9 protein-coding genes are annotated in these 11,987 nt (G+C 45.4%); all 9 read right to left on the bottom strand.

Features of this window, described 5'->3' with window-relative positions; translation table 11 throughout:
- Window positions 1-8: 8 nt before the first annotated feature.
- The 9 genes from DN752_RS20135 to DN752_RS20095 all read right to left on the bottom strand — a co-directional run bounded on the left by DN752_RS20135 (window position 9) and on the right by DN752_RS20095 (window position 11,937).
- On the bottom strand, window positions 9-3,353 hold the full coding sequence (locus DN752_RS20135) for a SusC/RagA family TonB-linked outer membrane protein (protein WP_112785636.1): 3,345 nt from the start codon (window positions 3,351-3,353) through the stop codon (window positions 9-11).
- Between the two features lie 19 nt (window positions 3,354-3,372).
- A complete protein-coding gene (locus DN752_RS20130) occupies window positions 3,373-4,362 on the bottom strand; it encodes a FecR domain-containing protein (protein ID WP_112786631.1) in 990 nt (329 codons plus the stop codon).
- Window positions 4,363-4,830: 468 nt separating this feature from the next.
- On the bottom strand, window positions 4,831-5,256 hold the full coding sequence (locus tag DN752_RS20125) for a PIN domain-containing protein (RefSeq protein WP_112785635.1): 426 nt from the start codon (window positions 5,254-5,256) through the stop codon (window positions 4,831-4,833).
- A complete protein-coding gene (locus DN752_RS20120; protein WP_112785634.1) occupies window positions 5,253-5,507 on the bottom strand; it encodes a DUF6364 family protein in 255 nt (84 codons plus the stop codon). Before DN752_RS20120 ends, DN752_RS20125 begins: the two co-directional genes overlap by 4 nt.
- A 659-nt stretch (window positions 5,508-6,166) precedes the next feature.
- Window positions 6,167-6,763 carry an RNA polymerase sigma factor gene (locus DN752_RS20115; protein ID WP_112785633.1) on the bottom strand — a complete coding sequence of 199 codons (597 nt, stop codon included), beginning with the start codon at window positions 6,761-6,763 and terminating at the stop codon, window positions 6,167-6,169.
- 233 nt (window positions 6,764-6,996) lie between these two features.
- The gene (locus DN752_RS20110) at window positions 6,997-8,106 is read right to left on the bottom strand and encodes an acyltransferase family protein (protein WP_112785632.1); all 1,110 of its coding nucleotides are present in this window, start codon (window positions 8,104-8,106) and stop codon (window positions 6,997-6,999) included.
- Window positions 8,107-8,344: 238 nt separating this feature from the next.
- The gene (locus tag DN752_RS20105) at window positions 8,345-9,466 is read right to left on the bottom strand and encodes a sialidase family protein (RefSeq protein ID WP_112785631.1); all 1,122 of its coding nucleotides are present in this window, start codon (window positions 9,464-9,466) and stop codon (window positions 8,345-8,347) included.
- Window positions 9,463-10,632: a cellulase family glycosylhydrolase gene (locus tag DN752_RS20100; protein WP_112785630.1), complete on the bottom strand. Its 1,170-nt coding sequence runs from the start codon at window positions 10,630-10,632 to the stop codon at window positions 9,463-9,465. The genes DN752_RS20105 and DN752_RS20100 overlap by 4 nt, the downstream gene beginning before the upstream one ends.
- A 291-nt stretch (window positions 10,633-10,923) precedes the next feature.
- A complete protein-coding gene (locus DN752_RS20095) occupies window positions 10,924-11,937 on the bottom strand; it encodes a glycoside hydrolase family 43 protein (RefSeq protein ID WP_112785629.1) in 1,014 nt (337 codons plus the stop codon).
- Between the last annotated feature and the right edge of the window lie 50 nt (window positions 11,938-11,987).

The following is an 11,987-nucleotide window of genomic DNA, read 5'->3' as shown; positions in this document are numbered from 1 at the left end:
TCAGTGGTTTAGAATGAAAAGTCAATGCCCAACAAATACTGTCTGGATGTAGGGATTCTCAAGTCAGTCATCCCCGCAATACCCACTTCTGGATCAGACTCAAGATTTTTATCCTTCACCCAAGTCCAGACATTATTGCCTCGAAGGTAGATCCTCGCATTGTTGATTTTCAACTTGCTCAGCAGTGAATTGGGAAGGTTATAGGAAAGGGTCACATCCCTCAGACGAATATAGGTGCCATCATACAGAAAGCGCGTAGAATGCTGGCTGGAGCTTCCCGACTGGGTATTTCCCCATACCACTTTGGGCACGTCTGTCATGTCCCCGGGCTCTTGCCATCTCCGCTCATAGATTTTTCTGCTCATATTACCTCGGTCATTGAGCTGGGCACTTCCATCACTGGCCAGGTACCTGCCCCAGTAGTCATAGACCTTATTGCCATAGTTCAGGTAAAAGAGGAAGGACAGGCCAAAACCTTTATAATTAAAGGTGTTGTTCAATCCGGCAAAGAACTTAGGCGACGCATTTCCATGCTCGTACGGATCGGCATTTCCATAATCGTTGGTCGTTTCACTTTCGGATGCATCCGTGTACCAGAGTGCATCACCGTTGTCTGGATCCACCCCAGCATAACCAGGCATGTAGAACGTATAGAAGTCAGCTCCTTCGCGACGGATATATTGTCCGTCGACGATATCTTCTCCATCCTTTAGCGTTACCACTTCATTTTTATTGGTGGTCAAGTTAAAATCGGTCGTCCACTGCAACCCATCGGGCTGTTGGATATTCACAGAACTCAGGCTAAACTCCAAACCTCTGTTTTGCATCTCTCCGATATTTGCCATGTAACTTGTGATACCATTTGTTCCTGAAATCGGCACATTTAGCAGTAAGTCAGAAGTCATTCTGTTATAATATTCGACCGTACCACTTAGCCTTTCAAAGATCCTGAAATCCAAACCAATGTTCAGTGGCTTGTTTTTTTCCCATGTCAGGTAAGGGTTGGACTGTTGGGAATAAGCATATCCGGGGAGGCCATTATAATCATTCCCCGTATTGTACAATCCTCGGGATTCAAAATCACCTATTCCTTGGTTACCGTTGATACCGTAACTCCCACGGAGCTTCAGCTCATCCACAAAACCCACATCGAAAAATTCTTCTCTATGGATATTCCATCCAAGTCCCACTGAGCCGAAATTTGCATATCGGACAGACGAACCAAAACGCGACGACCCATCCCGTCTTCCTGTTACGTTAAAGTAATATTTGTCAGAGAACGAATAATTAGCGCTTAGGAAAAATGAGGTAATGGAAGAAGCGGTTTTTTCCGAGGAAGCATCTTTAAAAACAGAGGCATTGGCCAGTGTGGTCAAGCCTGGGGCACCGTAATTACTGGCGTATGCATACACCGAATTGGCAGAAATCTTCTGCGCTTCTTGCCCCAAGGTAAAGGCAATGCTGTTATTATCATCTATCGCCCAACGGTATTTCAGGAGGTTGGTAACATTCCAGTTGACCACAATATTGGTATAGGCACGACCACGGCCTCCATCATTACGTCCTTCGCCAAAGTATGGGTTATCATACCGAAATTCATCCGCTAAGTTAAAATCTAAATTAGCTTTCGTCTCGAAGGAAAAATTATCCATGATGTCGTACTTCAGCCCCACATTTCCCAACGCATTGTATAATCTGGTCTCCCTGATATTTTCATTGACCAGCCCTACAGGGTTATAGGTCAATAAGATGTCCGTATTATAGCTACCGTCTTCATTGTAAACGGGCTCCCAAGGTACTTCCCTGAACATACTTCTCACCGGATTATTGGCGCTTCCTGCTTCACTATTGGTATGCATCAGCTGCGTATTGGCCGCCAATCCGAAGTCCAGCGTGAGCTTTTCAGTGGCTGCATGGCGCACATTCACTTTTGCATTGAGCTTTTCATAATCAATACCAATGATAGGTGCCTCCTGATCATAATAGCCAATGGAAGAATAAAAATTGGTCTTCTCATTCCCGCCGGATGCACTGATATAATATTGCTGGTAAGTTCCGTCCCGGGAAATGACATCAAACCAATTGGTATTGATACTTTCATCTATTCGGCTATAGATATAGTCTTCGGCTTCTTGCGGCGTATCCCCATTGTTTACCCTGGATTCTACCAATAGCTCTGCCAGCTCTGGGGTAGACAATGGCTTATTGCGATCATCCAGCAGCACTTGACTGGTACCGCGCTGCATGCTCACGTCAAACTTTGTCTTTCCAGACTTCCCTTGCTTGGTGGTAATAAGGATCACGCCATTTGCCCCCCTGGATCCATAGATCGAAGTGGCAGAAGCATCCTTCAGCACCGTCATTGAAGCAATATCATTGGGATTTAAGCCGGCAATGGTATTGGAACTTGTAGCAATCTGGGAAATATTTCCCGCTACCACAGGAATTCCATCGACCACATACAAGGGATCCGAGCTCGCATTGATGGAGCCTACACCCCTGATGCGGATGTTTGGTGCATAACCTGGCTGGCCTGAAGAAGCGGCAGACTGTACCCCCGCTATATTTCCCTGCAAACTCTCCTGAAATGATGCACGGGGAGCACCCTGTACTTTGTCCATTTTCACGTCCACCGCTGCACCGGTAAAGGAGGCTTTGGTCTGCTCTCCATAGGCGACCACCACCACTTCATCCAGCGATTGGACGTCATTGTCCATGACCACCTCCACGGTGGATTCTCCTGCAGGAACGACCACTTCCTTTTTCTTATACCCCACGAAGGAGATCACCAAGGTCACCTGGCCATCCGGAGCACTAAGCGTAAAACCTCCGTCCAGATCGGTAACGGTGCCTTTGGTGGTGCCTTTGATCATGATACTGACACCCGGCAGTGTTTCTCCGTCGCTTGTACTTACAGTACCGGAAATATTCCTGGCGATGCTTTTGGAAGCTTTGGACGTAGCATTCTCAGGTCTCCGTCCAGCTGCCAGTGGCAATCCCGTTTTGGTTTCCTTTAGCTTAACCGTATAAAAATCAGCTTTTATACGGTTAAATTCCAGGTCGGGATTTTTACTGTTGATCATTTTTAGCGCCTCCCCGAAGGACAATCCATCGAGCAATGTGGCATCACCAAGAATGGCCTCATGGCTAAGTTCATCTTTATAGAGAAAGGACACGTCATATTTTTTCTCTACCATCTTGAGAAGGCTTGTCAAACTGACCTTCTTTATAGCTGTGGGGCTGGTATTTTCGATTTGGTAGTTATAGGAAAGGGCCTTCTGCTGTTGCACATTGGCCCAACCCATGTTCCCAATCAAAAGGCAGCCCATAATCGGTAAAAACTTTACTTTCATAAGTTTATGGGATAAATGGTTAGTGAATCAATTTTATGATGTTTTTATCGCGGATGATTTTGACATCCAACAAACTCCGCAGGCCCGCCAGTAAGGTTTCCACGTCTTTGGATGGCACTACACCTGTAAATTTCTCCTCGAGGATTTCGGAATCATTGACCACAACGGTAAAGCCATAGTCATCTTTAAGAATTCGGGTAATTTCTTTTAGGGGTGTTTTATCGAAAACCAGCTTATCGTCTTTTCTACTGGTATAGATTTCCGGCCGGACTTCTTTTTTGATCAAAAGGTCATTGGTCTGGTCCATTTCCACCAAGTCCCCAGGCGCCATCATGATCTGATCGGCACCACTGTCATTGGCGACATGGAGAGCAATGGCCCCCGTCTCCAGCACGACGCGTGATGCGGACTCCCGAGCAGTGACGGTAAAGGTCGTGCCCAATACCTGCACGTCGAAGTTTCGTGGTGTCTTCACGGTAAACTTATTGGCAGCCTGCTTCTTTACCACATCAAAGTACCCTTCTCCCTCAAACCATACCTCACGGGCTTCGTCCTTCCCCCATTCTTTGGCAAACTTCAGCTTACTGTTTCCACTCATGTGCACTATCGATCCATCAGGGAGACGTACATCTGCCGATTCCGCAAAAGCCGTCTGGTACTCTTCATAAGTAGTCCATCCGGTAAGGAAATAGATCAGTCCACCTAGCATGGCTACTATGAGAGCGACAGATGCCGCTAGTCTGGCCACTCCCCATTTGGGGGGTTGCTTGACCATCGCAGGTTGTTTTTGCTGGGATTCGGCACTTCTAAGAATATCATCTGCAGTCACTTTGGGCTTAAGCAATGTCTTCTGTCCCTGGTCCAATGCCGCAAAATCCGCTTCCAGTCGCTGGTTTAGATAGGCTTGTCCATCAGACGTAGAAAGCCATTCCAGCACCTTCTTGGCATCCTTCGGACTCAGGTGATTGTTAACATAATCTGATAACTGCTCTTCAGTAGGTCGGTTCATTGACTTGGGGTGTTTGGTAGGTATACACCCCAGCATGCCCCGAGTATTACCCCAATGTTAAAAAAAGTTTAAAAAACTGTGGAATAGGTCGTAAGGTTAGAAAGTTGGGAGGTAGTAATGTTGCAAAGTTGGGAGGTTAAGGTATCACCTGCTGTTCCGACAGCTGTGCTGCGGAACCACGAGCATTGAGTTTTTAAACACAATGCCATCTCGAATGGTCAAAGTCTTCAGACTTCGACCCAAACCCACCAAGTCTTCAGACTTTGGGTCATGGTGTTTAACATCAAAAACAATAGACGTGAATCAACCCGTTGTTCCGACAGCTGTGCTGCGGAACCACGAACATTGAGTTTTTAAACTCAATACCACTTACCTCGTTGGCCACAAAGACTCGAAGGTACCAAGTTTCCAGACTGCACTATTATCATGCTCCCAGCTGTGGCTGACGAAGGGCACTTTTGAAGGTGACTACATTGATTTTCCAAAAAACTCCATGATAAACGTCCGACTATCCATCACGGGAATCGCAGCATAATAAAATCCACCACGGTCCTCAGTGATGATATATTCACAACCTGCCTCCATAGCTGAATAATACTCCAATCCATCTTCAAAATCATGTACTTTGTCATCTGTACTAGCCTGAAGGACTGTCTCAGCGGTCACAGACGCAATGGATAGTTTTGCACTTAACATGCGTATTTTATGGCGTGCTACTTTCGTTCCATATTTCTTCTCTGAAAAGTAAAACGCAATGGCCAAGCATATCGGTGAAGTATACACTTGATATTCCTTCCTATCGACCAAACTTACCACCCTCGCCGAAAAAGGAAATAACGGATACTCCTTGTTCAGGACGGAGACCAGTACATTGGCATCCAAAAAAAGCTTCATTTTTTTGATTTCAAAAATTCATCTTTTAACTGCTTCCTATCGGTTCTTTTGATGTATGATGCTTCCCCTTCCGCTACCTGACTCACCCAATCGGCAATGGGCAGCTCTTCTAGGGATTGATAGTTTCCAGAAGTGATCTGATCATAAAGGTACTCGGTCAACCTGGATAGGCTGATATTATTTTTCTTAGCAAAATCCTTGGCCTTATTAATCGTCTCCTTTTCAAAGGAAAGCGTTATTTTAGTATCCATTTTTAATCACTATTTTCTTTACGTAAAGCTAAAAAAATTACACGTATAATAAAATCCCTTCAGAACAAATTGATTTTGTAAAGGAAACGGTCATAAGTCCCTGTTGTTCCGACAGCTGTGCTGCGGAACCACGAACATGGAGTTTTTAAACTCAATACCACTTGCCTCATTGGCCACAAAGGCTCGAAGGCACCAAGTTTCCGGACTGCACTATTATCATGCTCACTTCAAAAAAACAAAGCCAGTTGCTCCGACAGCTGTGCTGCGGAACCACGAACATGGAGTTTTTAAACTCAATACCACTTGCCTCGTTGGCCACAAAGGCTCGAAGGCACCAAGTTTCCGGACTGCACTATTATCATGCTCACTTCAAAAAAACAAAGCCAGTTGCTCCGACAGCTGTGCTGCGGAACCACGAACATGGAGTTTTTAAACTCAATACCACTTGCCTCGTTGGCCACAAAGGCTCGAAGGCACCAAGTTTCCAGACTGCACTATTTTCATGCTCACTTCAAAAAAACAAAGCCAGTTGCTCCGACTGCTGTGCTGCGGAACCACGAGCATTGAGTTTTTAAACTCAATACCACTTACCTCATTGGCCACAAAGGCTCGAAGGCACCAAGTTTCCAGACTGCACTATTTTCATGCTCACTTCAAAACTACAACCTCTCGGCCGCTGCTACTGCAATGGCCAGGACGGAGTAGTAGTTGGAGACAAATGCCCGGATGGCCTGCAGGGCTTTGGTGTATTGGGATTTGACGGTATTGACAGATAAGCCCAGCTCCTCAGCCACTTCTTCATTGCTTTTTCCTTGGGCAGATTTAAGCAAAAAAACTTCTCTCCTCCGCTCGGGAAGGGACTTTACCGCTTCTTGGTACACCTGATTGGTCTCATTGAAAATAATCTGTTCCTCGGTTTTGTTGGAAGAATTACTGGACATGGTATAGATCTCCAAGTGTTTGACAATTTTCCTTTTTTCGTCACGGATCAGATTGAGAATTATTCGCTTGGCAAAGGTTACGATCAGCGGCTTGATCGCTTGGGAAGCATCGATGTGTGACCTGTAGTTCCAGAGTTTAAGGAACGTATCCTGCACCACATCATTGGCCAAATCCTGTGATTTCAAGTACTTAAGTCCGATATAGTACACCTGAGGGGAATACTCCTCAAAAAGCACTGAGAAAGCTTGTTCATTCCCATCGACAAGCTGCTCAATGGTACTGTTTTCACTTTGATTAAGTTCTGAAAAGGACATAAATGCGGTAGAGTGAGGGTGATAATCTCCCTAAAGGTGTACAAAAATTCAGTTATTCGCAAAAATAGCGATCAATCCTTACATTTTTTTAAACCCACAGGTATATAAAGACCAATGATAAAAACCCAATTCATCTTCAGACAAATACTTCCCTACCTTATCCGTATCAAAACTCATAACAGTTTGAAATAACTGGTAAACTCTAGGGTGAACACAAAAAGCTGCATTTAACCCTAGGCCGTACTTCCCTTTATTTGTCGTTTTTTTAGATTTGCTTTCAGGTATTTTCTGATCGGAATGTCGAGGTATTTCATGACCGCATATGCAAAACCAACTAATAAAACAGTACCCACACACATGATGAAAATCTGCTCTTGAAAGGATGGAGAAGAACTTTCCCAATAACTGTAAAACAACCAAATGAAGGGATAATGCACCATATAAAGCGGGTATGAAATTTGTCCAGACAGGACACACAACTTTTTATCACCAGGAGCTAACTGCGCCCCTGCCCCCAGTGCCACCAAAAAAGGCAAATAAAACAAAACAATCAGCGGTTCTAAAATCACATTAGTGGCATCAGAATAAGGCATCAAAAAGGCCAGCATTAACAAGACTGTCAGTGACTTAAACCCTAACTTTGATTTTATGATCCATCCAGCCCTGTATACTAGCATCCCTGCCAAAAAGGAATAAAATATCCGAGCCCCGCCACCCCAGAAATTATCACCACTCCAACCAATGCTTAAGTTTCCATAAACTGTAATCGTATATACCAACACAACAGCCGCTATCGCCAGAAGTATCCCCAGCATTTTATTCCGGAGTTTAAAAAGCACTAGCGCATAGATGATATTGGCCACATACTCCCATAGGAGCGACCAAGTCGGGGGATTGAGGTGGAAAATATTAAAATAACGCTCGGGAACGATCGGATAAGGAACCATCAAACAAGCAGACAAGAACATGCCGATGTTTTGCCCTAGGCTATAATCATCCACCAATGGCACAAAAGGATCGATAACAAAGGCCACCAATCCAATAATCGCTCCCATGACCACCAACGGGTGGAGCCTAATCAATCGCAATTTCAGAAAAGTAGCCCAACCTATTTTGCTTATCCTACTGTCATAGGCATATGCAATGACAAATCCCGACAGGCAAAAGAAAAAGTCAACCGCCAAGTATCCATGCGCCAGAAAATTGACGGTAAAATCGGGGATAATGATTTCCATAAAATGAAAAACCACCACGATTACCGCAGCAACCCCTCTTAATCCATCCAGTATGTCAAAATGTTGCTTTGTCTGTAGAAGATGGGGATGTTGGATGGTATTGTTCATAATTTTAATGCTTACTGAATAGTATCAAGCCAAGGAAGACCTCATGGGAATTCACCTGTATTTTAAACCCGGAATATGCATTAGCCTATCTGTTGCGACCTTAAACTGCTTCAAAATCAGCCGTTTCACTTTAGTTTTCGGCATTACCGTAGCGGTGCTACGCTAATGCCTCCAAACTAACTGATTTTCTTGCAATTTCAGCTCTCACTACGATTCCTAACGCATAATCTGGGTTAAACTATTTTCTGACCAATTCTCCTTCGATCATCCATACCTCCGTCTTACCATTTTCAGAATATCCATTGGTACTCGTCAGGGCCAGTATCTTCCCATCTTCCAATACCGTAAGGCTGTTCCAGTGGCCGGTTTTACCCCTTGGCAAATCAAATGGCCTAGTAGTATTGGTGAAATTCCGGGCATTTTCTTCCCCTATCGCTACGGCCATCTGCGCATCCTCTAACCGGTCACCCCATTGGAAAGACAGTAATACAAGTCCATTGGGTGCCTTGGCCAAATAAGGAGCTCCCGCATAATCCTGCTCAGGAAGGCTGTCTGACATGGCATAGCGTCGACGGGCAGAATCTCCCCCGATCTCTTCCCATTCCTTCCCTTCACTGAAAAGAATATAGGGTTTGAAGGGGCCGCTGCCATTGTCCTCTATCGCTAGCGCAACCTGTTTTTCTTTTGCTAACCATACTGGTACAGGCATACCATCTCTGGCACCCGCTCTAAAACTCACCGTCTTAGGGGTTTTAGTCCAAGTGTTACCACCATCGGAGGAACTTATCATGGCTATTCGCTGCTCATCGGACTGGGTGAAGATGCTTTCATCGGCAAAGTAAAGCTGGATATCACCATCCGGAAGTTGGAGAAACACAGGCTCCCAGCAGCCATCACCGAAGCTCGCTCCTGCTTCATACACAAGCTGGTCATCTTTCCAGGTCGTTCCATTGTCCGTGCTATTTACCGTACGAATGCCGAAATGCTTATCCTCGGCATTTCTCCTTGGTCGCGGATTATAGCCCAGCAATACATCTCCATCGTCCAAAACAGTAAAATCCGGCACCGCCATTCCTACATCAGGAGCCCCAGCAGCCACGAGAACTGGCGCTTGCCACCCCTTTTCTGTCCTGATTCTAAAAAATATATTGCCATTGCCTTCATACGCCAGCCCTAGGTTACCATCTGCCAATTCCCGGCATCTGGCATAGCCTGCATAGTGATACCCATCTCCTGAAACTTTCTGTACCGTGGATTGATCCCAGCGAATCGTATAGTTGTTGGGATCCGGAGTACTTCCCGCACCAAAGCAGGAAGTCATCACCATTACTATTCCAAAAAACCACACGTCCTTTATCATCTCGCAGTCAAGGACTTGATCAAATCTGTCTCGGATTTTTTATACGGGGTACCATCCGTTTGGAATACTTCATGAAACCAAAGGGCTGGTTCGGCAGTATATTCCTTCTCCCAGCTGTCCCAAGGATACTTGGTCTGGGTTTTTCCATCTACCAATCCCCAGTTGAACATCGCTATATTTCCCTCCTTGGCAATAGGCAAAAAGCCTTCAAAGGTGCTGCCGTTTGGACGGGCCATGTATTCTGTACAAAGCATCGGCCGATCATACCGCTTCAGCCAATCGATGCGCTTTTGAAATTCTGCTGGTGAATCATAGTTGTGAAAGGAGATGATATCAGAAAGGTGGAGCTGTGCCAATTGGAGTGGCGTCATCGCTTCCTCAGAAGACCAATCTCCCAGCCATACACCAGAGGTCAGTGGCTGTGAAGGGTGTTGCGACCTTGCCCAGGCAAAAGCATCTTTCATCAAGGGAAGCACATATTCTACCTTGTTTGGATGCTCTTTATCCCTATAGGAAACGCCCGTGTCATTGTCCGGCTCATTCCAGATATCCCAGCCCAAAATACGGTCATCATTGGCAAATCTACTCACGACAGCCTTTACATATTTTTCCAATCTTGGATATTGCGTACTGTCTTCCAGGGCGTAGTAGCCGGGGCTTTGTACCCAACCGGAATTATGGACATGTGGCTTAGGAGCGCGCTGTGTACCCGCCTCAGGAAAGGGGTCCCAGCAGGAATCAAAAATCACGAACAATGGCTTCATGTGGTGTTTTTCCATCAGTACCAGCATTTGGTCCATTCGATCCAAAAAACCCTCAGGGTCTTGCTGGTATGCCAGGTCATGCAGGTACACTCGCATGGTGTTCATGCCGATATCTTCTGCCCAGCCCAGTTCTTTATCGATCAGTTTTGGCGAAAAAGTATCCTTCTGCCACATCTCCAATTGATTAATGGAGTTACTAGGATTGAAATTGGCGCCAACAAGCCAATCTTGGGCCGCATACCAGGACTTGGCTTTTTCCTTGCTCCATCTTTCTCCGTTTACTTCTGAGGATGTTTCCTGAATAGTTGCTTCTTTTTCTTCTGTATGTTGCTTACCTCCACAGCTCAGCAGCATTACTGCCAAACTAAGGGAGGCAAGTAGGTTTATAGGTTTCTTTATCATAATTGTTTTTAAATCGGCCCAAGAATTTCCCTGTTAAATCGTAGCGTCCTTGCAAATGCAGCAGTCCCACATAGTGAAACCAAGATAACTTCGTCATACTTCTCTATCTGGCGACAAACCTTAGCCGTCAGGCTAATGCACGTAAGTTACCGAAGATCTATATCCTTATTGATGTTTGTGCTACTCACAAATGGTCTAGGGAGATTCCAAATCCCCCTTATCCCAGCTCGGGATTACAAATCCCGAACAGTAAAGTCGTCATACACTTCCTCCTCCCGCTACGTCTGGAAACTACTGTAACGGATCAGCAGCCACTCCCTCAAACGTGATTTTCACTGGTTTGATCTTTCCGTTTTCATCAAACTCCATCTTATCGATACAGGTCGCCCGGTGATTATGGTGGGTTTCCGTAAGTGGTCTTCTGTGATAAACGATATAGTAATCTTCCTCTCCCGGAGCATGTAGCACCGAGTGGTGACCAGCACCAGTGGCTACCTCCGCATCTTGCTGGAGGATGATATCTTCTCTTTCAAAAGGACCAAAAGGGCTATCTGCAATCGCATAGGCCACCGAATAATCCGGACCACCCCAGCCACCTTCAGACCACATAAAATAATATTTGCCATCTTTAATAAACATGAACGGTCCTTCCACATAGCCTTCAGGTGTCACCTCCTTGTACAACTCTCCATCTTCAAATGGCACGATACCGGTAAAGTCATCGTTGAGCTTCACCACATTACAGTGCCCCCAACCACCGTAGTACATGTAATAGGTACCGTCTTGGTCTTTAAAGATATACTGGTCAATCGGCTGGGCGCCATTTACGATCTCATTGATCAAGGGCTCACCGAGCAAATCCTTGAACGGTCCCTGCGGCTGATCTGCCACAGCCACTCCGATACCGCCCACTTCACCTTCATGCACATCGTTTGCCGCAAAAAACAGGTAATACTTATCGTCCTTGCTGATGACACCTGGTGCCCACATGGCTTTTTCTGCCCATTTTACCTCTGTAGTGTCAATGATGCGCTCATGCTTGGTCCAGTTCACAAGATCCTTAGAAGAAAAAGCATCCATAAAGACTTGCTTTTCATAGTCGTCCGAATAAGTAGGATAAATCCAATAAGTATCCCCATAGATAATTCCTTCCGGATCTGCATACCAACCTTCCACGATCGGGTTTCCAGCACGTTTCGTCTCTTCGGCTTTTACTGAAGTCGACGTGCTATCGTTGGAGGTTTTTGACTGGCAAGCTACTGTCCCGGCCAGTGCCAGTGCTGTTATTGCTAACGTAGTTCTCATTATAAAGTGGGTTATATGTATTTCTTAATATTGTTCTTCTTAAACCGTCA

The sequence above is a fragment of the Echinicola strongylocentroti genome (genome assembly GCF_003260975.1).
In the GTDB taxonomy this organism is placed as follows: Bacteria; Bacteroidota; Bacteroidia; order Cytophagales; family Cyclobacteriaceae; genus Echinicola; species Echinicola strongylocentroti.
Note: the sequence above shows the minus strand (reverse complement) of the source record. Positions and strands in the feature narration are given on the sequence as shown.